The organism is Streptomyces sp. NPDC058773 (assembly GCF_042746015.1).
Classification (GTDB): domain Bacteria; phylum Actinomycetota; class Actinomycetes; order Streptomycetales; family Streptomycetaceae; genus Streptomyces.
The window spans coordinates 1-23003 of record NZ_JBHYPE010000058.1; the positions used below are offsets into that span (position 1 = coordinate 1).

General features: G+C 72.7%; 20 protein-coding genes and 1 pseudogene. 12 read left to right on the forward strand and 9 right to left on the reverse strand.

The window, feature by feature from the left end; all coding sequences use genetic code 11:
• Nucleotides 1-659, reverse strand: a pseudogene (locus ACFW5B_RS31645) (hypothetical protein); the annotation flags it as partial.
• Between ACFW5B_RS31645 and ACFW5B_RS31650 the strand changes: the two are divergent.
• Nucleotides 658-1407, forward strand: a complete 750-nt coding sequence (locus ACFW5B_RS31650) for a hypothetical protein (RefSeq protein WP_386447326.1) — start codon at nucleotides 658-660, stop codon at nucleotides 1405-1407. The pseudogene ACFW5B_RS31645 and the gene ACFW5B_RS31650 overlap by 2 nt on opposite strands.
• Nucleotides 1344-2090, forward strand: coding sequence for a hypothetical protein (locus ACFW5B_RS31655; RefSeq protein ID WP_386447316.1), 747 nt, complete (start codon nucleotides 1344-1346; stop codon nucleotides 2088-2090). The genes ACFW5B_RS31650 and ACFW5B_RS31655 overlap by 64 nt, the downstream gene beginning before the upstream one ends.
• An 84-nt stretch (nucleotides 2091-2174) precedes the next feature.
• Here ACFW5B_RS31655 and ACFW5B_RS31660 read toward each other — a convergent pair whose 3' ends face one another.
• The 5 genes from ACFW5B_RS31660 to ACFW5B_RS31680 all read right to left on the reverse strand — a co-directional run bounded on the left by ACFW5B_RS31660 (nucleotide 2175) and on the right by ACFW5B_RS31680 (nucleotide 8901).
• Nucleotides 2175-4025: an IucA/IucC family protein gene (locus ACFW5B_RS31660; RefSeq protein WP_386447235.1), complete on the reverse strand. Its 1851-nt coding sequence runs from the start codon at nucleotides 4023-4025 to the stop codon at nucleotides 2175-2177.
• A complete protein-coding gene (locus tag ACFW5B_RS31665; protein WP_386447238.1) occupies nucleotides 4022-4591 on the reverse strand; it encodes a GNAT family N-acetyltransferase in 570 nt (189 codons plus the stop codon). Before ACFW5B_RS31665 ends, ACFW5B_RS31660 begins: the two co-directional genes overlap by 4 nt.
• Nucleotides 4588-5907, reverse strand: coding sequence for a lysine N(6)-hydroxylase/L-ornithine N(5)-oxygenase family protein (locus tag ACFW5B_RS31670; protein ID WP_386447241.1), 1320 nt, complete (start codon nucleotides 5905-5907; stop codon nucleotides 4588-4590). The genes ACFW5B_RS31665 and ACFW5B_RS31670 overlap by 4 nt, the downstream gene beginning before the upstream one ends.
• Before the next feature lie 33 nt (nucleotides 5908-5940).
• Nucleotides 5941-7473 carry a pyridoxal phosphate-dependent decarboxylase family protein gene (locus ACFW5B_RS31675; protein ID WP_386447244.1) on the reverse strand — a complete coding sequence of 511 codons (1533 nt, stop codon included), beginning with the start codon at nucleotides 7471-7473 and terminating at the stop codon, nucleotides 5941-5943.
• Nucleotides 7474-7635: 162 nt separating this feature from the next.
• Complete coding sequence (locus tag ACFW5B_RS31680) at nucleotides 7636-8901, reverse strand: DUF1015 family protein (protein WP_386447247.1); 1266 nt, start codon at nucleotides 8899-8901, stop codon at nucleotides 7636-7638.
• A 170-nt stretch (nucleotides 8902-9071) separates the two neighbouring features.
• Here ACFW5B_RS31680 and ACFW5B_RS31685 point away from each other — a divergent pair, with 170 nt between their 5' ends.
• Entirely contained in the window at nucleotides 9072-10097 is a 1026-nt protein-coding gene (locus ACFW5B_RS31685) for an HAD-IIA family hydrolase (protein WP_386447250.1), read from the forward strand.
• 25 nt (nucleotides 10098-10122) lie between these two features.
• Here the strand turns inward: ACFW5B_RS31685 and ACFW5B_RS31690 are convergent, their stop codons facing one another.
• Nucleotides 10123-11013, reverse strand: coding sequence for a siderophore-interacting protein (locus ACFW5B_RS31690; RefSeq protein WP_386447253.1), 891 nt, complete (start codon nucleotides 11011-11013; stop codon nucleotides 10123-10125).
• A 135-nt stretch (nucleotides 11014-11148) separates the two neighbouring features.
• The gene (locus tag ACFW5B_RS31695; RefSeq protein ID WP_386447256.1) at nucleotides 11149-12177 is read right to left on the reverse strand and encodes an ABC transporter substrate-binding protein; all 1029 of its coding nucleotides are present in this window, start codon (nucleotides 12175-12177) and stop codon (nucleotides 11149-11151) included.
• A gap of 64 nt (nucleotides 12178-12241) precedes the next feature.
• On the opposite strand from ACFW5B_RS31695, the gene ACFW5B_RS31700 reads away from it, so the two are divergent.
• The 3 genes from ACFW5B_RS31700 (at nucleotide 12242) to ACFW5B_RS31710 (ending at nucleotide 15445) form a co-directional block, all read left to right on the forward strand.
• Nucleotides 12242-13291 (forward strand): FecCD family ABC transporter permease, encoded by a 1050-nt coding sequence (locus tag ACFW5B_RS31700; protein ID WP_386447259.1) that lies wholly within the window; start codon nucleotides 12242-12244, stop codon nucleotides 13289-13291.
• Complete coding sequence (locus ACFW5B_RS31705) at nucleotides 13288-14424, forward strand: FecCD family ABC transporter permease (RefSeq protein ID WP_386447261.1); 1137 nt, start codon at nucleotides 13288-13290, stop codon at nucleotides 14422-14424. Before ACFW5B_RS31700 ends, ACFW5B_RS31705 begins: the two co-directional genes overlap by 4 nt.
• A gap of 160 nt (nucleotides 14425-14584) precedes the next feature.
• On the forward strand, nucleotides 14585-15445 hold the full coding sequence (locus ACFW5B_RS31710) for an ABC transporter ATP-binding protein (RefSeq protein ID WP_386447264.1): 861 nt from the start codon (nucleotides 14585-14587) through the stop codon (nucleotides 15443-15445).
• Nucleotides 15446-15553: 108 nt separating this feature from the next.
• Here the strand turns inward: ACFW5B_RS31710 and ACFW5B_RS31715 are convergent, their stop codons facing one another.
• Nucleotides 15554-15901, reverse strand: a complete 348-nt coding sequence (locus tag ACFW5B_RS31715; protein ID WP_386447267.1) for a sterol-binding protein — start codon at nucleotides 15899-15901, stop codon at nucleotides 15554-15556.
• Nucleotides 15902-15975: 74 nt separating this feature from the next.
• Here ACFW5B_RS31715 and ACFW5B_RS31720 point away from each other — a divergent pair, with 74 nt between their 5' ends.
• The 6 genes from ACFW5B_RS31720 (at nucleotide 15976) to ACFW5B_RS31745 (ending at nucleotide 22904) form a co-directional block, all read left to right on the forward strand.
• On the forward strand, nucleotides 15976-16413 hold the full coding sequence (locus tag ACFW5B_RS31720) for a hypothetical protein (RefSeq protein ID WP_386447270.1): 438 nt from the start codon (nucleotides 15976-15978) through the stop codon (nucleotides 16411-16413).
• Between the two features lie 7 nt (nucleotides 16414-16420).
• Complete coding sequence (locus ACFW5B_RS31725) at nucleotides 16421-17236, forward strand: TlyA family RNA methyltransferase (RefSeq protein WP_386447273.1); 816 nt, start codon at nucleotides 16421-16423, stop codon at nucleotides 17234-17236.
• Nucleotides 17233-18174 (forward strand): NAD kinase, encoded by a 942-nt coding sequence (locus ACFW5B_RS31730; RefSeq protein ID WP_386447276.1) that lies wholly within the window; start codon nucleotides 17233-17235, stop codon nucleotides 18172-18174. Before ACFW5B_RS31725 ends, ACFW5B_RS31730 begins: the two co-directional genes overlap by 4 nt.
• Nucleotides 18175-18555: 381 nt before the next feature.
• On the forward strand, nucleotides 18556-20283 hold the full coding sequence (gene recN / locus ACFW5B_RS31735; protein WP_386447319.1) for a DNA repair protein RecN: 1728 nt from the start codon (nucleotides 18556-18558) through the stop codon (nucleotides 20281-20283).
• A 139-nt stretch (nucleotides 20284-20422) separates the two neighbouring features.
• Complete coding sequence (locus tag ACFW5B_RS31740; protein WP_386447279.1) at nucleotides 20423-21214, forward strand: hypothetical protein; 792 nt, start codon at nucleotides 20423-20425, stop codon at nucleotides 21212-21214.
• A 526-nt stretch (nucleotides 21215-21740) separates the two neighbouring features.
• Nucleotides 21741-22904 (forward strand): glycosyltransferase family 4 protein, encoded by a 1164-nt coding sequence (locus tag ACFW5B_RS31745; protein WP_386447282.1) that lies wholly within the window; start codon nucleotides 21741-21743, stop codon nucleotides 22902-22904.
• The last annotated feature ends 99 nt before the right edge of the window (nucleotides 22905-23003 follow it).

A 23003-nucleotide genomic window follows, 5' to 3' on the forward strand; every position in this document is an offset into this window, starting at 1 on the left:
GCCGGTGGTACTGCAGGGGGGACCCTGTGGGAGAGTAGGACGCCGCCGAACAATCTTTCAGGACCCTTGGTCCCAGCGTTCATGCTGGGACCAAGGGTCCTTTTTGTTTTTCCGAAGCGCGCCGAACTGGTCGGTGCGTGAGAATGAATGCAGTACCGAAGACAGGAGTCACGTCGATGTCCACCAACTCTTCCGACGATCGTTCGGAGCGCCGGCCGCAGCGGCGCGATGACGGTGACCGCGGTGGTTTCCGGCGTGATGACCGTGGCCCGCGCGGTGACCAGCGCGGCGGCGACCGCGGAGGCTACCGACGTGACGACCGTCCGTCCGGTGGCTACCGCGGTGGCGACCGTGGCGGTTTCCGGCGCGAGGACCGTGATGACCGTGGTGGTTTCCGGCGTGATGACAGGCCGTCCGGTGGTGACCGCGGTGGGTTCCGCGGCGGCGACCGTAGGGACGACCGGCGGGATGACCGCGGTGGGTTCCGGCGGGATGACCGTGGGCCGCGTCGGGATGACGATCGGCGTGGTGGTTTCCGGCGTGATGACCGGCCGTCCGGCGGTTACCGCGGTGGCGACCGTCGCGACGACCGTCGCGATGACCGGCGGGATGACCGGGGCGGCGAGCGCGGTGGCTTCCGTCGGGACGATCGTTCCCATGGCGGGGACCGTGGTGGTTTCCGGCGTGATGACCGGCCGTCCGGTGGTGACCGCGGTGGGTTCCGTGGCGGTGACCGGCGCGATGACCGTGGTGGTTTCCGGCGTGATGACCGGCCCTCGGGTGGCGACCGCGGTGGGTTCCGCGGCGGCGATCGCAGGGACGACCGGCGGGACGAGCGGCGGGACGACCGTGGCGGCTTCCGGCGCGATGACCGGCGCGATGACCGCGGTGGCGACCGTGGCGGGTTCCGCGGTGGCGACCGGCGCGATGACCGGCGGGAGGACCGCAGGGATGACCGCGGTGGGTTCCGGCGGGATGACCGTGGGCCGCGTCGGGATGACGATCGGCGTGGTGGTTTCCGGCGTGATGACCGGCCGTCCGGTGGTGACCGCGGTGGGTTCCGTGGCGGTGACCGGCGCGATGACCGCGGCGGCGACCGTGGTGGATACCGCGGCGGCGACCGTAGGGATGACCGGCGGGACGACCGTGGCGGGTTCCGCCGCGATGACCGCGGTGGCGAGCGCGGTGGGTTCCGGCGGGACGACCGTGGGCCGCGGCGGGATGACCGTGGCGGGTTCCGGCGGGATGACGAGCGTGGGGGGCGTCGGCCGTACGGAAGTGGTCGCGGGCGGGATGACCGTCGGGACGAGCGGCGGGACCGGGACCGGGAGCCGATCAAGCGGCTGCCGATTCCGGAGGACGTCACCGGTGACGAGATCGACAAGGATGTGCGTCAGGAGCTGCTGAGCCTGCCGAAGACGCTGGCCGACGATGTCGCCAAGAACCTGGTGATGGTGGCGAAGCTGCTGGACGAGGAGCCGGAGAAGGCGTACGGCTACTCGCGGGTGGCGCTGCGGCTGGCGTCCCGGGTCGCGGCGGTGCGGGAGGCCGCGGGCTTCGCGGCGTACGCGGTCGGCAAGTACAGCGAGGCGCTGGCGGAGTTCCGGGCGGCGCGGCGGATGACCGGCAGCGTGGAGCTGTGGCCCGTCATGGCGGACTGCGAGCGTGGTCTCGGGCGTCCGGAGAAGGCGATGGCCATGGCCGGTGAGCCCGAGGTGCAGAAGCTCGACAAGGCCGGCCAGGTCGAGATGCGGCTGGTCGCGGCGGGTGCCCGGCGGGACATGGGCCAGGCGGACGCGGCGGTGGTGACGCTGCAGAGCCCGGAGCTCGCGTCGAGCGCGGTGCACCCGTGGACGGCTCGGCTGCGGTACGCGTACGCGGACGCGCTGCTGGAGGTCGGGCGCGAGGACGAGGCGCGTGACTGGTTCGCCAGGGCACTGGAGGCCGACCAGGGCGGCACGACGAACGCCTCGGACCGGCTCGCGGAGCTGGACGGGGTGGAGTTCACCGACGCCCTGGAAGAGGACGACGAGCCGGAGGGGTCCGAGGACGGCGGGGCGCAGGACGAGGCCGGTTCCGCGGAGGACTGAGCCGGCCGTCGGTGTGCGCCGGCGTGCGGAGTGACGAAGGGCGGGACCCCGTGGTGGGGTCCCGCCCTTCGGCGTCGGGGAGGGTCAGGAGGCCGGTGCGTAGGGGGCGATGGGGTTGCGGAGGGTGCCGATGAGCTGGAGGGCGCCCGCGGGGTCCTGGAGGTCGACCATCTCCTGGTTGTTGCGCAGCTGGAGGCGGTTCAGGCAGGAGAGCGCGAACTCCTCGGTGAACAGGTCGTAGCGTGCGAACTTGTCGGCGAGGTGGGGGGCGGTCGCCTGGTAGTCGGTGACGCAGGCGGCGACCGTGCGCCAGAAGGTGTCCTCGTCGAGGATGCCGTGGTCGTCGAGGGTGCTGCTGAGGAAGCGGAAGAAGCAGTCGAAGACGTCGGTGAAGACGGACAGGAGTTTCTTGTCCTCGGGGACGTCGGCGCGGATGCGTTCGACGGCGGGCGGCAGGATCGCGTCGATGGGGGCACCTCCCTGGCCCTTAAGGCCTTGGGGGACCATGACGGCGATCTCCTCGGCGATGTCCTTGAAGATCACGCGGGCCACGGCGCCGTCCTCGATGACCAGGATGGCGTTCTCGCCGTGCGGCATGAAGACCAGGTCGTAGGCGTAGAAGGCGTGGAGCACGGGCGTGAGGTAGGCGTCCAGGTAGCGGCGGAGCCAGACGGCGGGCTCCAGGCCGGATTCCTCGATGAGGGCGGCGGCGAGAGAGCCGCCGTCGTGGTCGACGTGCAGGAGAGCGGCCATGGTGGCCAGGCGCTGGCCCGGTTCCAGGGTGGGGACGGGGCTTTCGCGCCACAGGGCGGCGAGCATCTTCCGGTACGGGGAGCCCTTGGTGGTGGCGGCCTCGTACTGGCGGTGGTGGTAGCCGATGGCGGCGCGCTCACGGATGATCGAGAAGCGGGCGGCCCGGAAGGTGTCATCGGCGGCGATGAGGCGGACCAGCCAGTCGTTGATGGCCGGGGTGGCCTCCATGTAGGCCGCGGACAGGCCGCGCATGAAGCCCATGTTGAGGACGGAGAGCGCCGTTTTGACGTAGTGCTTGGCGGGGCTGGTGGTGTTGAAGAAGGTGCGGATGGACTGCTGGGCCAGGTAGGCGTCGTCGCCGGGGCCCAGGCACACCAGGCGCTGCTGGGCGATCTCGGCGGCGAAGGTGACGGAGAGCTTGTTCCACCACTGCCAGGGGTGGGTGGGGAAGAAGTAGTAGTCGGCGGGGTCGAGGCCGAGGGTGGTGAGGGTGGCGTCGAAGCGGGCGCGGGTCCCGTCGGGGAGTTCGTCGCGGATGAGGGTGTCGTAGTCGAGGTCGCGGCCGGCGGTGAAGGTGGCGTGGTCGCGGTGGGCGGCGAGCCAGATCAGCCGGAGCGGGGCCGCGGTCTCCGGGGCGTAGGCGTGGTACTCGTGGATGCCGAAGCCCAGCCGGCCGTTGTTGGCGACGAAGCAGGGGTGGCCCTCGGTCATGCCGGTCTCGATGGCCTGGAAGCCGGCCTTCGCGAGCTCGGCGGCGGCGGGCCGGCCGGCGGCGAGTTTGTAGGCGGTGCCGGAGAGGGTGGAGCTGATCTCCTCCAGGTAGACCGGGAGGATCGCCTCGCCGAGGCCCAGGGACTCCTGGAGTTCGATGAAGAACGCCAGGGCGTCCAGGGGGAGTTCGTCGCCGTCGCGGTGCCGGGTGATGCTGTCGGCGTCGATCTGCCAGTGGTCCAGGGCGCGTCTGCGGGCGGCGAAACGGTACTCGGTGGCGCCGTCGTCGCTGCGTACGGCGTAGTGGCCGTCCTGGGGGAGGCGCTGGGGCGCGAGCAGCCGTTCGTGGGCGAACTCGGCGAGGCCCTTGCGGATCAGCAGCCGGTTGGCGCGGGCCCACAGGTCGGGGGTGAGGTGGGCGACGGCGTCCCGGGCGGAGAGGGGCGGGGTGCCGTCGGAGGGGGCGGTCATCGGTGGTCTCCTCGGGTGGCCAGGAACTGGTCGCGGGTGCAGATGCTGAGGCAGGCGTCTTTGGAGGGCAGCGAGACGGTGCGCAGGATCTCGAAGCCGACGGCCTTGTTGAGGGCGTGCACGGCGGTGTTGCGCGCGTCGGGCTCGACGACGACGCGGTGGTGGGCCGGGTCGGCGAAGAGCATCTCCATGACGGTGGTGATCACGGCGAGGGTGAAGCCGTGTACGGGGGTGTCGGTGGGCGCCGACAGGAAGTGCATCCCGACATCGCCGGGTGCGGCGGCGTGGACGCCGACGAGTTCGCGGTGGGCGGGGTCGTAGCGCTCCATGAGGAAGGCCGGGGTGCCGTTGTGCAGGCCGAGGAAGGCGTCGTGGAAGGGGTCGGCGGCTATGCGCGCGAACTCCTTCTCGACGGCGGCGACGTCGCAGTCCTGCATCAGCCAGAAGGCGGCCTTGGGGTGGGTGACCCAGCGGTGCAGCAGTGCGGCGTCGCCGGACGGGTCGACCGGCCGGAGTGAGAACTCCCCGAGTGCGGCGTCGGTGCGGGTGAAGACGGGGGCGCTCATGCCGGCAGCTCCATGGGGCGGTGCGGACCGGCCGGGGCGGCGAACTCCTGGAAGGCGATGGCCTTTTCGACCGGGTAGTACTCGCGGCCGAGCAGCTCGCGGATGATGCATGCGTTGCGGTAGGCGGCCATGCCGAGGTCGGGGGTGACGAAGCCGTGGGTGTGCAGCTCGGCGTTCTGCACGAAGATGCCGTGGCCGGTGGTGTCGATGCTGTAGTTGCGGGCGACGTCGTAGCGGCCGGAGTCGTCCCAGACGATGCGGTCGCGGACGGGGGAGAGGAAGTCCGGTACGCGGTAGCGGTAGCCGGTGGCGAGGACCAGGCCCTGGGTGTCGAGGGTGAAGTCGCTGCCCTGTTCCTCCTGGCGCAGGCCGAGGGTGTAGGTGCCGGAGGTCCCGTCGTAACTCGCGCCGTGCAGGACGGTGTTGGTGAGGAGCCGGGTGGGGACCGGGCCGGCCAGGTTCTTCTGGTAGAGCAGGTCGAAGATGTCGTTGATCAGCGCCGAGTCGATGCCCTTGTACAGGTGCTTCTGGGTGGCGTTGAGGTGGTCGCGGGTGGCCGGCGGGAGGGCGTGGAAGTAGTCCACGTACTCCGGGGAGGTCATCTCCAGCGTGAGCTTGGTGTATTCGAGGGGGAAGAAGCGGGGGGAGCGGGTGGCCCAGGTCAGGTGGTAGCCGTGGCTGTCGATGTCCTGGAGGAGGTCGAAGTAGATCTCGGCCGCGCTCTGGCCGCTGCCTATGAGGGTGATGCTGTCCTTGGCCTGGAGGGCCGCCTTGGCGTCGAGGTAGTCGGCGTTGTGCAGTAGGTCGCCGCCCAGGTCACGGCAGGCCTCCGGGACGTACGGCGGGGTGCCGGTGCCCAGGACGAGCCGGCGGGCGCGGAAGGTGTGGCGTTCACCGGTGGACCGCTGCTCGGCGTGGACGGCATAGAGCTCGTCCCGTGCGTCGTACTCGACGGTGGTGACCTGGTGGCCGAAGCGTACGGAGTCGAGTTTGCCGGCCGCCCAGCGGCAGTAGTCGTTGAACTCGGCGCGCAGCGGATAGAAGTTCTCGCGGATGTAGAACGAGTACAGCCGCCCCGATTCCTTGAGGTAGTTGAGGAACGAGAAGGGGGAGCTGGGGTCGGCGAGGGTGACCAGGTCGGCCAGGAACGGCACCTGGAGGTGGCTGCTGTCCAGCATCATGCCGGGGTGCCAGTCGAAGGCGGCCTTGTCGTCCAGGAACAGGCCGTCGAGTCCGTCGATGGGTTCGGTCAGACAGGCCAGGCCCAGGTTGAACGGGCCGAGGCCGATGGCCAGGAAGTCGTAAGGGGCGGGCACGGGGTCTCCGGTGGGGACGGTCGGTGGGGGAGGTCAGCGCGCGCTGAGCGCCGGCCGGGGCTGCTCGGCGAGGAAGCTGCCGGCGTGCTCGGCGATCAGATCGAGGACGGTGGCGATGTCCTCGAGCGTGGTCTCCGGGTTGAGCAGGGTGAACTTGAGGTGGTGCCGGCCGTCGACGACGGTGCTCGCGACGATCGCCTCACCGGAGGCGAACAGGGCTTCCCGGGCGTGCAGATTGACCCGGTCGCTGAGTTCGGGGTCCTGGTCGGTGGTGGGGACGTAGCGGAAGACCAGGGTGCTCAGCCGGGGCTCGACGACGACATCGAAGCGGGGGTCGTCGTCCAGCAGCTTCCAGGCCTCCGCGGCCCGGTCGACGACCTCGTCGAAGAGGTCCCCGACGGCCTGGGCGCCCATGATGCGCAGGGTGAGCCAGAGCTTGAGGGCGTCGAAGCGGCGGGTGGTCTGGATCGACTTGTCGACCTGGTTGGGGATGCGCTGCTCCACCATGCGGCGGGGGTTGAGGTAGTCCGCGTGGTAGGTGACGTGCCGCAGCGTGGCCCGGTCGCGGACCAGGACGGCGCTCGAACTCACCGGCTGGAAGAAGGACTTGTGGTAGTCGACGGTCACCGAGTCGGCGCGTTCGATACCGGACAGCAGGGCGCGGCGGCGGGAGACCAGCAGTCCGCAGCCGTAGGCGGCGTCGACGTGCATCCAGGCGCCGTATCCGGCGCACAGCCCGGCGATCTCGGGGAGCGGGTCGATGGAGCCGAAGTCGGTGGTGCCGGCGGTGGCGACGACGGCCATCGGGATCAGGCGGTCGCGGCGGCAGCGGGCCAGTTCGGCGGCCAGTGCGTCGGGGCGCATCCGCTTGTCGCCGTCGGTGGGGACGGTGATGACGGCCTCCGCGCCGATGCCGAGCAGGGTGGCCGACTTGCGGATGCTGAAGTGGCTGCACTCGGAGGTGAGGATGCGCAGCCGGGGCAGTACGTCGGTGAGCCGGGCGCCAGCGGGCAAGTCGTCGCGGCTCAGCTCCCGGCGGCAGGCCTCGTCGCGGGCGAGCAGCATGGCCTGGAGGTTGGACTGGCTGCCGCCGCTGGTGAAGATGCCGTCGGCCGCTTCGCCCAGGCCGATCCGCTCGGCCGTCCAGTCGATCAGCCGGCGCTCGATGAGCGTGCCGCCCGCGCTCTGGTCCCAGGTGTCCAGGGAGGAGTTGACGGCGGAGAGCACGGCCTCGCCGACGAGGGCGGGGATCACCACGGGGCAGTTGAGGTGCGCGAGGTAGCGCGGGTGGTGGAAGTAGACGGCGTCGCGGAGGTAGACCTCTTCGAGTTCGTCGAGCGCGGCGGCCGCGTCGTGCAGCGGGGTGTCGAGGTCGACCGCGGCGACGGCCGGGGTGAGGCCGTCGACGGTGATGCCGGTGAACGGGCGGGTGGTACCGGCTATTTTGGCGCTGATCCGGGTGACGCTCTCGGTGACCGCGCTCCGGTAGTGCCGGGCGGTGCCGTGGGTGAGCAGATGTGCCCGGTGGCCGGCCGGGTCCTCGGCGGAGTGCGCGAGGAGACTCATGAAGATGTCCTCCCTGGTGCGGAGTTGACCACGTCCTGCGCAGGGTGAGGTGTGCGCAGGGGCAGGGAGAACCCCGCCCGGCGACGTAGTGAGGTAAGCCTAACCTAACTAGGTCGTGGGCGGGGTTGAGGGTGCCGTGGCGGCGTCCGGCGCCGGGGAGGATCAGTTCTCGTGGTCGTCCAGGGTGCGCAGGACCAGGCCGGTGGCGGGCTTGGGGCCGAAGGAGGTGGACTTCCGCGGCATCGTCACACCGCACTCGGCGAGTTGACGGACCGTCTCCTCGGAGGTGGCGCGCATCAGCACCGCCGTACCGCCGTGCCGGGCGGCCTGCTCGACGGCGGCACCGGTGTGGTGCAGATAGCCGATGTCCGACGGGTGGTCAGGGATGTGCCAGACCTCGTCCAGCAGGACGGAGTGCAGCACGGTGGCGTCCAGCCGACGCCAGGCCTCGGGCCGGTCCCGGCGGATCGTCCGCTCCAGCAGGACGGGATCGGGGCGGTCCAGGAGGTGGAACGAGTCCGGGCCGCCGGCCAGGACGAAGGCGGTGCCGGGGGTCTCCTCCAGGGCCTCCAGTGCGGCGGACAGGTCGCCGGGGAGGGCGCGGGCCCGGAAGGCGCCGGCCAGGTCCGCCAGCGCCTTGGCGGGCGGCAGATGCGGCAGTACCCGGTGGATCGCGCGGACCTGGAGCGGATAGCGGGCGGTGTCCACCAGCAGCACCAGACCGGAGGCCCAGGGCGAACCGGCGTCCGCGCCGGGCTGCTGCTCGTACAGCCGCTGGTAGGTCGCCCAGCGGTGGTGGCCGTCGGCGATCAGGGCCCGCCGGTGGCTGAGGTCCTCGTCGACGGCGGAGAGGTCGGCGGGTTCGGTGACCGCCCAGAGGCGGTGCGCGAAACCGTCCTCCGTGGTGGTGGCGAGCAGCGGTTCGCCCTCCACCACGCGCTCGATGACCGCGGCGGCGCCGGTCGCGGTGCCCTCGCCGCGGTAGGAGAGCAGCAGCGGTTCGAAGTTCGCCGCCGCCGCGCGCATCAGGGCGGCCCGGTCCTCAACCACCTCGGGGATGACGCCCTCGTGCGGCAGCACCGGACCGTCCAGGCGCAGCGCCCCGATCAGCCCGCGCTGGAGCATCGCACCGGCGCGCTGCTCGTAGACGTACAGCGCGGGCTGGGCGTCCTGCGTCAGCACGCCCTCGCTGCGCCAGCGGTGCAGGGTGTCGGCCGCCTGGCGGTGGCGGGTGGTGGGGTCGGCGGCGTGGGGGAGGATCAGCCGGACGATGTTGTACGGGTCGGCGGTCTCCAGGTGGCGCACGCCGTCCGGCCGGACCACCACGTCGTAGGGCGGCGACATCACAGCGGTCAGGCTGCTGACCCGCTCCGGGGCATAGCGCAGTCCACGGAACGGGAGGAGGCGGAGGCCGTCGGTACGGGTCATTGAAGAATGCTATGCCGCCGGAGGGATGAGGGAAGATCGGGGGACAGCCCGTGCGTGGCTGGAAATATCGGTGTGCGCGCCGCTGGGCACGGCGGGCCGGCGGCGCGGTGAGCACGCCCGGCGGGCCGCCGGCCCCTTGGTGCGATGCGTGGAGCGAGGAGCGAGACGGCATGGACGAGCAGGTTCGCAGGCGGCCCGAGGGGTCCCGGCACGCGCTGAGCGAGGCATATGACACCGCGCTGCTGGATCTGGACGGGGTGGTCTACGCCGGCGGACAGGCCATCGAGCACGCCGTGGAGTCGCTGACGCGCGCACGGAAGGGCGGTATGCACCTCGCCTATGTGACCAACAACGCCGCCCGGACCCCGCAGGCCGTCGCCGACCAGCTGTCCGGTTTTGGTCTGCCGACCGGTGCCGACGACGTGATCACCTCGGCGCAGGCGGTGGCGCGGCTGATCTCCGAGCAGGTGCCGGCGGGCGCGCGGGTACTGGCCGTGGGCGGCGAGGGGCTGTGGGTGGCGCTGCGCGAGCGGGGGCTCGTCCCGGTGCGCTCGGCGGACGACGACCCGGCGGCCGTGGTGCAGGGCTACGACCCCACGCTGGGCTGGGAGCGGCTGGCGGAGGCCGCGTACGCGGTGCAGCGCGGGGTGCCGTGGTTCGCGTCCAACACGGATCTGACCATCCCCAAGGAGCGCGGGATCGCCCCCGGCAACGGCGCGTTGGTGGAGGTGGTCCGGATCGCCGCGGGCGGGACCCCGCAGGTGGCGGGCAAGCCGCAGCCGCCGATGCACCGGGAGACGGTGCTGCGGACCGGTGCGCGCCGGCCGCTGGTGATCGGCGACCGGCTCGACACCGACATCGAGGGGGCCTGCAACGGCGAGGTCGACTCGCTGCTGGTGCTCACCGGCGTCACCACCCCCGCCGAGCTGCTGGCCGCCCCGCCGCAGCACCGCCCCGCCTACGTGGACGAGGATCTGCGCGGGCTGCTGGCCCCGCAGCCGGAGGTGACCGCGGACGGCGACGGCTTCCGGTGCGGCGGCTGGCGGGCCGTGGCGGACGGGGACGCGCTCCTGGTGGAGGGCGAAGGCACCCCGGTCGACGGGCTGCGGGCGCTGTGCGCGGCGGCCTGGACGGCTGCGGGGGACGGCAGTTATGGGGCGGACACGGGGCCGGCGCTGGCGCGGATCGGCAGCTGAGGCCCGGCGCCCCGGTCCGCCGGGGTCAGTCCTCCCTGTCCGCCGGGGCGCCGGCCGTCAGCTCCGCGAGCAGCTCCTCCTCGGAAGCGCCACGGCGCCAGTAGCCGGTGAACTTGACGGCCCTGCGGTCGATACCGCGCTCGCGGACGAGGTGCCGGCGCACCGCCTTGACGGTGCCGGCCTCACCGGCGATCCAGGCGTACGGCGTGCCCTCGGGCAGCTCGGCGGCGCGCAGGGCGTCGAGCACCGGCTCGCGCCGCGCGGCGGCCGCCCCGTCCCGGACGAGCCAGGTGATGTCGGTGTCGGCGAAGGACGGCAGCGGCTGCCGGTCGTCCTCGTGCGCGATCTCGATCCAGGCCTTGGCGTGGGTGCCGGGGGAGAGCCAGGACAGGATGCCGGCGATCGCGGGCAGCGCCGTCTCGTCGCCGGTGAGCAGAATCCAGTCGGTGCCGGCCGGCGGCCGGAAGTCCACACCGCCGTTGTCCTCGACGGCCGGGGCGAGGACGGTCAGCCGGTCGCCGGGCCGGGCGCGGGCGGCCCAGCGGGAGGCGGGCCCGCCGGCCAGGGGAGACGCCTCCGGCCCGGCACCGTGCAGCGCGAAGTCGACATCGAACTCCCGTGGCTCATGGCGCTGTTCGCGGATGGTGTACGAGCGCATCACCGCCCGCTCGGCCGGGTCCTGGGCCCGCCAGGCGGTGTACCAGCCGTCGCCGGTGTCGTCGAAGACCGGACGGTCCTGGTGGGGCTGCGGGAGGAAGAGCTTGAAGCGCTGGTCACGACCGCCGGAGGCCAGCTCGGCCAGCCGTTCGCCGCCGAAGGTGACCCGCACGACGGAGGGGCTCACCCGTCGGGTCCGTACGACGTGCACATCGAAGAAGCGGAACGGTGCGGTGGCGGGGGCGGCGGTCGTGGTCATGTGGGGGACCTCCCGGGACGGGGCGGGGACTTCCGGTCTGGTGGTGCGGTGGCTTCCGGGTGTGCGGGTGCCGCGGTGGACCGTGGCGGCCGGGTGCGGCCCCGGCCGGTGTCCGCGATCCACCGCGGCCGTACGTCAGTTGACCTTCTTGGCGACCTCGATGGCCTTGGCGATCGACTCGATGAGCGGGGCGGCGCCCGCGTAGGAGAAGCGCGGTTCGCTCGACCACGGGGTGATCTGGCCGGCCTTGACGGCGGGCAGCTTGGCCCAGGAGGGCTTGGAGTTCAGGTCCTTGGGCTGGAGGGTGGCGGTCCGGTTGTCCAGCAGGAGCAGATCCGCCTGGTACTTGTCGGCGTTTTCCCAGCTCAGGCTCTCGAAGTAGCCGCTCTTGTCCAGGTGGTCGGGGACGATCAGATCGACGCCGAGGGACTTGTAGTACATGAGGTCGGCGTTGATGCCGGGGTTGGAGGCGTAGAAGAGGTCCGGGCTGCCGGAGCAGGCGAGCACCTTGACCGGGTGGGCCTTGGCGGCCTTGCGCAGCCGCTCGGAGGCCTGCTCGAAGCGGGCCTTGGCGTCGGTGACCTGCTGTGCCCGGAGGTCGGCGCCGAGCGACTTCGCCAGTTCGGCGTAGCGCTCGATGATCTTCACGAGCGGGACCCGCGCCGAAGTGATGGCGAGGGTCTTCGCCAGCGGGGTGATCTTGTCCTTGCTGTCGTCCGGCACGAACCACAGCGCGCCCGGCTCATACATGTTCGTGACCAGCAGATCGGGGCGAAGCGACGCGTACTTCTCGACATTGAACTGGTTGTAGGCGTTGCCGATGATGGTGACCTTGTCGATGTCCAGGTCGCCGGCCTGCGGGTCGGGCTTGCCGTTCTTGAGCTTGGTGGGGCCGAAGACGCCGACGATCCGGTCGTCGATCCCGAAGTCGTGCAGCGCGGCCGCGGTGCCGGTGAACGCGACGATACGCTGCGGGGTGTTCTTCAGGGAGACCTTCTGCTTACGGTCGTCGGTGAAGGACCAAGGGCCGGACTTGCCGCCCTCGTTGGCGCCTGCCGGGCCTTTGTCTCCGCCGCACGCGGTCAGCAGAGCGCCGATACCGACGGAGCCCCCCGCGGCCAGGATGCCGCGACGGGACAGCGGGACGTTCCGGGAGGTGCTCATGGTGGGTGCACTTCTCTCTGGGAGGGACTGCAAGTCGAATGTGAGGGTAGGCTAACCTAACTACGTGTTGGTTGACAGTCCCCCCGAAGCGGCAACGGCTCCGGACCCCGTGACGCCCCGGCGGCGCCCTCTCCTGCGCCCCACGGGACTTCTGGTCTCCGTGGCCGTCCTCGCCGTCCTCGTCGTCCTCGGTATCGCCGTCGGCGCCAAACAGATCCCCCTCGGCCAGGTGTGGCACGGGGTGTTCCACTACTCCGGCACCGACACCGACGTGGTCATCCGCGATGTCCGGCTGCCGCGCACCCTGCTCGGCCTGATCGTCGGCGCCGCGCTCGGCCTGGCCGGCACGGTCATGCAGGCGCTGACCCGCAATCCCCTGGCGGACCCGGGAGTTCTGGGCATCAACGCCGGGGCCTCGGCGGCGGTCGTCTCCGCCATCAGCTTCTTCGGCATCACCTCACTGACCGGCTATGTGTGGTTCGCGTTCGCCGGCGCCGCGGTGGTCAATGTCGCGGTGTACGTCCTCGGCGGCACCCGCGGCGGCACGCCCGTACGGCTCGCGCTGGCCGGTACCGCGCTGACCGCCGTCCTCGTCGGCTACATCAACGCCGTCAACCTGATGGACACCGCGGCGCTGGACAAGATGCGCTTCTGGACGGTGGGTTCGCTGGCCTCGGCCACCCTGCCGACGGTCACCGGGATCGCGCCGTTCCTGGCGGTGGGCGGCGTCCTCGCGCTGCTGATGGCCCGGCCGCTGAACGCCATCGCGCTCGGTGACGACCAGGCGCGGGCGCTGGGCACCCGGCTGACCCGCACCCGGGTGCTGGCGATGCTCGCCGTCACCCTGCTGTGCGGCGGGGCGACCGCCGCCTGCGGCCCGATCGTCTATGTGGGCCTGATGGTTCCGCATGCCGTACGGGCTGTCACCGGGCCCGATATGCGCTGGATCCTGCCGTACTCCGCGGTGCTCTCACCGGTCCTGCTGCTCGGCGCCGATGTCCTCGGCCGGGTCGTGGCCCGGCCCGGCGAACTCCAGGTCGGCATCGTCACGGCCGTCCTCGGCGGCCCGGTCTTCATCTATCTCGTACGACGTCGGAGGATGGCCCAGCTGTGAGCGTGACAGTGAAGTCCGGGGAGAGCGCGGGGCCTCAGGCCGGGAAGGCCCCGGCGACGGCGGTCCGGCGGGTGCGGGCGCTGCGCACCAAGGGGGGCCTCTCGCTGCGCCTGGACCTGCGCGCCACGGTGGCCGGACTGCTGCTGCTGGCCGTCGCGCTGGCCGCGGCCGTCGCCCTGATCGGCTCCGGCGACTACCCGATGACCCCGGCCGAGGTGCTCGCCGCGCTGACCGGCGGCGGGGACCCCGGACAGCAGTACATCGTCCAGGAACTGCGGCTGCCACGGGTGGTGGTGGGGCTGCTGGTCGGCGCCGCGTTCGGGATCTCCGGGGCGGTCTTCCAGACCGTCTCCCGCAATCCGCTCGGCAGCCCGGACGTCCTCGGCTTCGCCCAGGGCTCGTCCGTCGGCGCCCTGGTCGCCATCGTCTACTTCCAGGCCGATGCCTTCGGGGTCGCCGCCGGAGCGGTGGCCGGTGGAGTGGGAACCGGCATCGCCATCTTCCTGCTCGCCTGGAAGCGCGGCATCCACGGCTACCGCTTCGTACTCGTCGGCATCGGAGCGAGCGCCATGCTCTACGCGGTGGTGCTCTTCCTCATGACCAAGGCGAACATCGTCGAGGCGACCCGGGCCACCACCTGGATGACCGGTTCCCTCAACGGCCGTGACTGGGACCAGGTCCTGCCACTGGCCGCCGTCTGCGCCGTCCTCGTGCCGCTGCTGCTGTTCCACGGGCGGTCGCTGCGCATGCTGGAGATGGGCGACGACGCCGCGTATGCCCTCGGCGTACGGGTCGACCGGGTCCGTATCGTCGTGCTGCCGGCGGCCGTTGTGCTCGTCGCCGCCGGCACCGCGGCCGCCGGGCCGATCTCCTTCGTCGCGCTCACCGCACCCCAGCTGGCTCGTCGGCTGAACCTCCCGCGATGGCGCAAGGGCGGGGGCGGCGCTCCCATGCCCGGCCCCAACCTGGTGCTGGCCGCCCTCATGGGCGCCGTGCTCCTGGTCGCCGCCGACTGGGCCTCCCAACGCCTCTTCGGCGCCGACCAACTGCCGGTGGGCGTCCTCACCGGCGTCCTCGGCGGCGGCTATCTGCTGTGGCTGCTGGCCACGGAGCGCCGGGCGGGGCGGGTGTGAGGGGCCTGGGGGCGGGGGCCGGCGGACGGGCCGGTGCCGGGCGGGCTTGTGCGGGGCGGGCTTGTGCGCGGCGGCCGACGGTGCCGCCCACGGCCGGTGACGGTGTGCCCGGTGCCGAGCCCGGCAACAGCAGTGACACGACAACCCCAGGAGTTCCGAAGTGAGCCGTCTCACGGCCGAGAACGTCACCCTCGCCTACGACCAGCGGGTGATCGCCGAGAACCTCTCGGTCGCCATCCCCGACCACTCCTTCACGGTCATCGTCGGCCCGAACGCCTGCGGTAAGTCCACACTGCTGCGCGCGCTCTCGCGGATGCTCAAGCCGTCGAGCGGATCGGTCCTGCTGGACGGCGCGGCGATCTCCTCGCTGCCGGCCAAGAAGGTCGCCAGGACGCTCGGGCTGCTGCCGCAGTCCTCGGTCGCCCCGGACGGGATCACCGTCGCGGACCTGGTGGCCCGCGGCCGCTATCCGCACCAGGGGCTGCTGCGGCAGTGGTCGCCCGAGGACGAGCGGATCGTCGAGGAGTCCATGGCCGCCACCGGCGTCGGCGGGCTGGCCGAGCGCTATGTCGACGAACTGTCCGGCGGGCAGCGGCAGCGGGTGTGGATCGCGATGGCGCTCGCCCAGCAGACCCCGCTGTTCCTGCTCGACGAGCCGACGACGTATCTGGACATCCAGCACCAGATCGAGGTGCTCGACCTGTGCGCGGAACTCCACGAGGAGCAGGGGCGCACGCTCGTCGCGGTGCTGCACGACCTCAATCACGCGGCCCGCTACGCGACGCACCTGATCGCCATGAAGGACGGGGCGGTCATCGCCGAGGGCGCACCGGCCGACATCGTCACGGCGGACCTGGTGGAGCAGGTCTTCGGGCTCGGCTGCCAGATCATCGACGACCCGGAGACCGGCACCCCCCTGGTCATCCCCGCCGCCCGCAAGCCCCGCCACGGTGGCTCCCGAGCCGATCACGGCGCGGAGACGAAGGCCCCGGCGGGGGCGGGGCGCGGGGGCGGACGGTAGGGGAAGGCCGGGGGCGGTCGGGGTCGGCGCGGCCGCTGGGCGCGCCGGGTGGGCTGCGGACTGCCGGGCGCGCCGGGTCAGGGCGCTCAGGCGGGGGCGGGGCCGCCGCTAGAGCAGAGTCCTGAGGCGCAGGAGGTCGCGCAGGCCGGCCTCCAGCTTGACGCGGCCGCTGCCCCAGGCCTTGGCGAAGTTCAGCTCTCCGTCCACCAGGGCGACCAGGTCGTCGCCGGCCATGCTCAGCCGGATCTCGGCCTTGTGCGGGGGCGGACCGGGGACGCTGGTCACCTCCTGGATGGAGCCGTCGGTCAGCCGCCCGAGGAAGGTCACATCGAGATCGGTGATGCGGCAGCTGAGCGAGCGGTCGAACGAGGCGGCGTGGCGGACGCTGCCGTCTGCCGAGGACAGGTTCTGGGCCAGCCGGTCGAGAGCGGCGCGGCACTGGTCGAGGGTTGCCATCGTGAGCGACGATACGCCAGGTCGGGGACGGCTCGTTCGTCCTCGACCGGCTTCGCCGGGGTAGCGTCGGGGGCATGGAAGAGCCGACGTCCGGCCCGGAGCCGGAGGCGCCCGCGGAAGCCGCGCCAGGGGAGCCCACCGAGCCCGCGGAGCCAAGGGCGCCCGGCCAGCGCGACGGCGGTGGAGCCATGAGCACCGCGGGCGGCCTGCCGTCGGGTCCGGTCGTGCCGGTCCCTGCCAGCGAGCCGGACGACCGGGGCCGGGCGGACACCGCCGCCGAGCCGGAGGCGCCCGCCGGGCCGCAGCCGATCGGGGTGGGAGTGACCCCCACCGGTGAGGCCGCGGTCGATGCCGGGCTGCGGCGCCTCGCCGACGCCGACCACCTCCCCGCGAGCGGACACCTCCAGGTGTACGAGGATGTGCACCGTGGGCTGCGCGATGTGCTGGCCGGTCTCGACCAGCAACCCGGGCCGCCCGCCCCTTCCTCGAAGACACACGACCACAGGAGCTGAACCACAGGTGGCAGGAGTGGCACGACGCCGACTCGACGCGGAGCTGGTGCGCCGCAAGCTGGCCCGGTCGCGCGAGCACGCGAGCCAGCTGATCGCCGCGGGCCGGGTGACCGTCGGCGGGGCGACCGCGACCAAACCGGCCACCCAGGTGGAGACCAGCGCGGCCGTGGTCGTCCGCGAGGACGAGAGCGACCCCGACTACGTCTCGCGCGGCGGGCACAAGCTCGCCGGGGCGTTCGCCGCCTTCGTCCCGCTCGGCCTGAAGATCGAGGGCCGCCGGGCGCTGGACGCGGGTGCCTCGACCGGTGGCTTCACCGATGTCCTGCTGCGGGCCGGCGCCCGTCATGTCGTCGCCGTGGACGTCGGATACGGACAGCTCGCCTGGTCGCTCCAGAGCGATGAGCGGGTCACCGTGAAGGACCGGACGAACGTCCGGGAATTGACGCTGGAGCAGATCGACTCGGAGCCCGTCGATCTCATCGTCGGCGATCTCTCGTTCATCCCGCTGGGGCTCGTACTGCCCGCGCTGGCCGGTTGTGCGGCGCCCGGCGCGGATCTGGTGCTGATGGTCAAGCCGCAGTTCGAGGTCGGCAAGGAGCGGCTGGGAAGCGGCGGGGTGGTGCGCAGCGCGGAGCTGCGGGCCGAGGCCGTACGCGCGGTCGCGAACCGGGCCGCCGAACTGGAATTTGGCGTACTTGGCGTAACTGCGAGCCCGCTGCCTGGACCTTCCGGGAATGTCGAGTACTTTCTGTGGCTGCGCGCCGGGGCGCCTGCACTCGACCCGGCGGATGTCGACCGTGCAGTGGCGGAGGGGCCTCGTTGACCACTACCCAGGCAGTTGAAGGCAGCGCAGCACACGAGAACACCGGAGCCGGGCGCACCGTTTTCCTGCTCGCCCACACGGGCCGTCCCGCGGCCATCCGCAGCGCCGAACTCGTCGTCCAGGGCCTGCTGCGCAGCGGCATCGGCGTACGGGTGCTGGCGGAGGAGGCGGCGGACCTGCCGCTGCCGTCGTCGGTGCAGCGCGTCGAGTCCGAGCAGTGCGCCGCCGAGGGCTGTGAACTCCTGGTGGTCCTGGGCGGGGATGGCACGCTGCTGCGCGGCGCGGACTTCGCCCGGACGTCCGGGGTTCCGATGCTCGGCGTCAACCTCGGCCGGGTCGGCTTCCTCGCGGAGGCTGAGCGCGACGACCTCGACAAGGTCGTCGACCGGGTCGTCACCCGTGCGTACGAGGTCGAGGAGCGGATGACGCTCGATGTCCTCGTCCGCAACAACGGCAATGTCGTGCACACCGATTGGGCCCTGAACGAGGCGTCGGTGGAGAAGGCCGCCCGGGAGCGGATGCTGGAGGTGGTGACCGAGGTCGACGGCCGGCCCGTCTCGCGCTTCGGCGGCGACGGGGTGGTCTGCGCGACCCCGACCGGTTCGACCGCGTACGCCTTCTCGGCCGGCGGGCCCGTGGTCTGGCCCGAGGTCGAGGCCCTGCTGATGGTCCCGATCAGCGCCCACGCCCTCTTCGCCAAGCCGCTGGTCACCTCGCCGCGTTCCGTACTGGCGGTCGAGGTCCAGCCCAAGACCCCGCACGGCATTCTGTGGTGCGACGGGCGCCGTAGTGTCGAACTCCCCGCCGGCGCCCGCGTCGAGGTCCGCCGCGGTGCCGTGCCCGTACGCCTGGCCCGGCTGCACCACGCCTCCTTCACGGACCGTCTGGTCGCCAAGTTCGCCCTCCCCGTGGCGGGGTGGCGGGGGGCGCCGCACTGAGGCGCTTCGTGCCCGGGGCCGTCGCCATCGACGAAGGAGCGCGCGGTGGCCGTGGCCCTTCCCCCTGCGCAGGTGTGCGAGGAGGCCCGCGACGCGGGTGGGGCGCGGCGGCGGAGTCACGCGGGAGGAGGAGTGGCCCGTCACCCGTTCCGTGAGGGTTTCGGGACGGCGGCCGGGCCGCCCCGCATACGTCGATCTGCTGGACATGAGCACACCTTTCGTTCCGGACTGTGATCAGCGTGACGGCTGAGCGTGATCACGCACCATGCAGATATCTCCCATTTTCCGGTGGGGTTTTCTCCCGGGTCGGCGGTGGAGGTAAGGGGAGGCCGTCGCGGGGCGGCCCCGGGACCTCGTAAGGTCGTATCCGTGTTGGAGGAGATGCGGATCCGGTCCTTGGGTGTCATTGACGACGCCGTTGTCGAGCTGTCCCCGGGCTTCACGGCGGTGACCGGCGAGACGGGCGCGGGCAAGACCATGGTCGTCACCAGCCTCGGCCTGCTGCTCGGCGGGCGCGCCGACCCCGCCCTGGTGCGGATCGGCGCCAAATCGGCGGTGGTGGAGGGCAGGGTCGGCATCGCCCCCGGCGCCGCCGCCGCGGTACGCGCCGAGGAGGCCGGCGCGGAGCTGGACGACGGCGCGCTGCTGATCAGCCGCACGCTCTCCGCGGAGGGCCGTTCGCGCGCTCACGTGGGAGGCCGCTCGGTACCGGTCGGCCTCCTGGCGGAGCTGGCCGACGACCTGGTCGCCGTACACGGCCAGACCGACCAGCAGGGCCTGCTGCGCCCGGCCCGCCAGCGCCAGGCCCTGGACCGCTACGCCGGGGACACCGTCGCGGTCCCGCTGGCCAAATACACCGCCGCCCACCGCCGGCTGCGCGCCGTTGCCACCGAGCTGGACGAGCTGACGACACGGGCCCGCGAGCGCTCCCAGGAAGCCGACCTGCTGCGCTATGGCCTCGACGAGATCGCGACGGCCGAGCCCCTCCCCGGCGAGGACACCGAACTCGCCGCCGAGGCGGAGCGGCTCGGCCACGCCGAGGCGCTGGCCTCCGCCGCGACCGTCGCGCACGCCGCGCTGGCCGGCAACCCCGAGGACCCCGAGGGCGTCGACGCCACCACCCTGGTCGCCGGCGCCCATCGCGCGCTGGAGGCCGTCCGCAGCCACGACCGGGAGCTCGCCGGGCTCGCCGAGCGGATCGGTGAGATCGGCATCCTGGTGGCGGATGTGGCGGGTGAGCTGGCCGGCTACGCGGACGGCCTGGACGCCGACCCGCTGCGGCTCGCCGCGGTCGAGGAGCGCCGCGCCGCGCTGAACCACCTGACCCGCAAGTACGGCGAGGACATCGCAGCGGTGCTGGCCTGGGCGGAGGAGAGCGCCGCCCGGCTCGCCGAACTGGACGGCGACGACGACCGGATCGGTGAGCTGACCGCTGAGCGCGACGCACTCCGGGCCGAACTGGGCGAACTGGCACAAACGCTGACCGATGCCCGGACGGCCTCGGCGAAGCGTTTCGCCGACGCGGTCACCGCCGAACTCGCCGAACTCGCCATGCCGCATGCCCGGGTGACCGTCGAGATCCGCCAGACCGAGGTTGCCGAGGACGCCGACGGCATCGAGGTCGGCGGCCGTACGGTGGCCTACGGCCCGGCCGGCGCCGATGAAGTCGAACTTCTCCTGGCCCCGCACCCGGGCGCACCGCCCCGGCCGATCGCCAAGGGCGCGTCCGGCGGTGAACTCTCCCGGGTGATGCTCGCCGTGGAGGTGGTGTTCGCCGGCTCCGACCCCGTACCGACCTACCTCTTCGACGAGGTCGACGCGGGGGTCGGCGGCAAGGCGGCCGTCGAGGTCGGCCGACGGCTGGCCAGGCTCGCCAAGTCGGCGCAGGTCGTGGTCGTCACCCACCTCCCGCAGGTTGCGGCGTTCGCGGACCGCCAGTTGCTGGTGGCGAAGACGAACGACGGCTCGGTCACCAGGAGCGGCGTCACGGTCCTGGAAGGCGAGGAGCGGGTCCGGGAACTCTCCCGGATGCTGGCCGGTCAGGAGGACTCCGAAACGGCCCGCGCGCACGCCGAGGAACTGCTGGAGACTGCGCGTACGGGCAGCTAGGAAGCGGTGCGCACCCGGGGCGCACCGGTCTTTCTGCCCGCCGCCGGAGCCGGGGGCGTCGTTCCCGCGTGACCGGGCGGCGCCCGCTCCTAGGGTGACGGGAGTCGATCACGGCGTGGCGCCGGGCGAGGGGAGAGACATGGTGACGGTGGCGGGCGGCAGGGTGCCGGGGCGGATCTCGGCGCTCCTGGGGGCGGCAGGGGTGACCCGGGCCGTCTACACGGCGCTCAGGAAGCGGCCGCCGGGCGGTGCCGTCCTCTGGGAGCGGAAGAACTATGCCGGCCGGAGCGTGGACCTGCACGCGGGTCTCGCCGCCGCCACCGGCACCGCCCTCGCCGCCGCCACCGCGCCGGGCCTGCCCGCCCGGACCCGGGCCGCCGCGGCTCTGGCGGTGCTGGCCGCCGGGGGCTGCGGTGCGTACGACGATGTCTTCGGCGCCGGTGACCCACGCCGCGGATTCCGGGCGCACCTCTCTGCCCTCCGGCAGAAAGAGGTCACCACCGGGGCGGTGAAGCTGTTCGGCATCGGCGCCGCCGGGCTCACGGCCGGCGCCCTCCTCAAGGAGCGCCCGGCCGACAAGCTGCTGGCAGGCGTGGTGATCGCGGGCTCGGCCCATCTGGTGAACCTGCTGGACGTCCGGCCCGGCCGGGCGGGCGGCGCCGTGCTGGCCCTCGGCGCACCCGGGCTGCTGCGCCGCGGTCCGGCGGGCGCGCTGTCCGCCGCGCCCATGGGAGCGGTGGCCGCCGTCTTCGGCGACGACCTCGGGGAGCGCACGATGATCGGGGACGCCGGTGCGCACGCCCTCGGCGCCGCGCTCGGTCTCGCCGTCGTCACGGGCACCGGCCGCCGGGGTCTGGCCGCACACGCCGCAGCACTCGTCGCCGCCGCGGCCGCGGGCGACCGCGTCAGCCGGGCGGCCGCCGCGCTCTGAGGCCGGCTGATGCGGCCGCCCAAGGCCGCCCGTCCGGGGTACGCCACCGTCGGTTCGGCTCTCCATGGGCACTCTGCCGCCTCAACGCCCCAGTCAGGGCGCCAAACACCAGTCAAATGCGGGCAGAGCGACCATTCCCGATGGGTGCTCCTCGCCGCATCAACTCCTGATTCGGCCAAACTCGGAGCGCGCGCCGGACGGCGGCGCACGCGCCCCGCACTGGGGCGCACAGCGCACTCCGGGGAGTGGGGTCACCCGTAGGAGCCATCGACCCGCGCGGGCGGTTTGTCGCCCATGTGGGTGATCTGGTGGGCGTTGGCGTGAGACTTCCCACCGGAACGTCGGCCGGACGGTGCCGAAGTGACCTTGCCGGGCTGGCATCCTGGGCGCGGTGCGCAGTCCCGGGCCCGCTCGCCGCGGCCCGCCCGTCCGCCGGGCAGGCAGGCGGCCGCCGGCCGCGCACCGCAGCACAGCGGACCGCGCCGCCGGTACGGACCGCCCGCCCCCTACCCAGGAGCCCGACCACGTGACCAGTACCCCGACCTCGGCGCACGGTCTGTCGCCGCTGCGCACGGTCCAGGTGCTCGGGCACGGCAGTGCCGGCAGCGCGGCGCATGTCCGCTCGCTGGCCGAAGGACTGGTCGCGCGCGGGGTGCGGGTGACCGTCTGCACCACTCCGGAGACCGAGGAGGCCTACGACTTCACCGGGTCCGGCGCGCGGTTCGTGCACGTCCCGCCGCGGATGGATCCGGCGAGCGTGGCCGTGCTGCGCAGCGCCTGCTGGGACGCCGACCTCGTGCATGCGCACGGGCTGCGGGCCGGGCTGCGGGCCTCGATGGCGCTGCGCGGACTGCGCGGTCCCCGGGGTGGGCGGCGGGTTCCCCTGGTCATCACCTGGCACACCAAGGCGCACACCGAGGGTGCGCGAGCCGGGGTGGTGCACCTGATGGAGCGGCGGGTGGCACGGGCCGCCGCCGTGGTCCTCGGCGCCTGTTCCGATCTCGTGGACAGGGCGCGTGAGCGGGGCGCCCGGGACGCACGGCTCGCGCCGGTCGCGATTCCGAGCCCCCGGTACGGCAGCGCACCGGACGACCTCGAGGACCATGACCGGATGTGCCACAAGGAGCGGGCCGAACTGGGCGCGGTGGACCGCCCGTTGCTGCTCGCGGTGGGCCGTCTCGATCCGAACCAGGGGCATGACCTGCTGCTGGACGCGGCGCACGCGTGGTGCGCGCTCGATCCGCAGCCGCTGGTCGCCATCGCGGGGGAGGGCGAGCAGCGGGCCGCGCTGCAGCGGCGGATCGACAGCGAGCAGCTGCCCGTCCAGTTGCTCGGGCGCCGTGACGACGTGCCCGAACTCCTCGCCGCCGCCGACCTGGTGGTGCTGCCCAGCCGGTGGGAGGCGCGCTCGCTGATCGCCCAGGAGGCGCTGCGCGCCGGGGTGCCGCTGGTCGCCACCGACACCGGAGGCACCCGCGAACTCGTCGGCGGGGCCGCGGAACTGGTCCGCTACGGTGACGCCGCCGCGCTGGCCCGTACGGTGCTCGCGCTCCTCGCCGACCCCACCCGGCGGGACGCGCTCGCCGAGGCGGGCCGGGCCCAGGCGGCCGGCTGGCCCAGCGAGAACGACACCGTCACCCAGGTCCTCAGCGTCTACGACGAGTTGACCCAGCCGATCCAGCCGGTCTGACCACTACGGCCACGACGGCCGGTCCCGTCCCGCCAACCGGCCAAACGGTCGAACCAGCCGACGAGCCAACGGGCCAACAGGTCCGGCCACTTCGGCCAC

Excerpts from the sequence above, each read along its gene's own strand:
- ACFW5B_RS31650 (WP_386447326.1), top strand. The coding sequence starts at position 658 with ATGGCGGGGACCGTGGTGGTTTCCGGCGTGATGACCGGCCGTCCGGTG.
- ACFW5B_RS31660 (WP_386447235.1), bottom strand. The coding sequence starts at position 4,025 with ATGACCGCCCCCTCCGACGGCACCCCGCCCCTCTCCGCCCGGGACGCC.
- ACFW5B_RS31665 (WP_386447238.1), bottom strand. The coding sequence starts at position 4,591 with ATGAGCGCCCCCGTCTTCACCCGCACCGACGCCGCACTCGGGGAGTTC.
- ACFW5B_RS31675 (WP_386447244.1), bottom strand. The coding sequence starts at position 7,473 with ATGAGTCTCCTCGCGCACTCCGCCGAGGACCCGGCCGGCCACCGGGCA.
- ACFW5B_RS31680 (WP_386447247.1), bottom strand. The coding sequence starts at position 8,901 with ATGACCCGTACCGACGGCCTCCGCCTCCTCCCGTTCCGTGGACTGCGC.
- ACFW5B_RS31685 (WP_386447250.1), top strand. The coding sequence starts at position 9,072 with ATGGACGAGCAGGTTCGCAGGCGGCCCGAGGGGTCCCGGCACGCGCTG.
- ACFW5B_RS31690 (WP_386447253.1), bottom strand. The coding sequence starts at position 11,013 with ATGACCACGACCGCCGCCCCCGCCACCGCACCGTTCCGCTTCTTCGAT.
- ACFW5B_RS31695 (WP_386447256.1), bottom strand. The coding sequence starts at position 12,177 with ATGAGCACCTCCCGGAACGTCCCGCTGTCCCGTCGCGGCATCCTGGCC.
- ACFW5B_RS31715 (WP_386447267.1), bottom strand. The coding sequence starts at position 15,901 with ATGGCAACCCTCGACCAGTGCCGCGCCGCTCTCGACCGGCTGGCCCAG.
- ACFW5B_RS31720 (WP_386447270.1), top strand. The coding sequence starts at position 15,976 with ATGGAAGAGCCGACGTCCGGCCCGGAGCCGGAGGCGCCCGCGGAAGCC.
- recN (WP_386447319.1), top strand. The coding sequence starts at position 18,556 with ATGCGGATCCGGTCCTTGGGTGTCATTGACGACGCCGTTGTCGAGCTG.
- ACFW5B_RS31740 (WP_386447279.1), top strand. The coding sequence starts at position 20,423 with ATGGTGACGGTGGCGGGCGGCAGGGTGCCGGGGCGGATCTCGGCGCTC.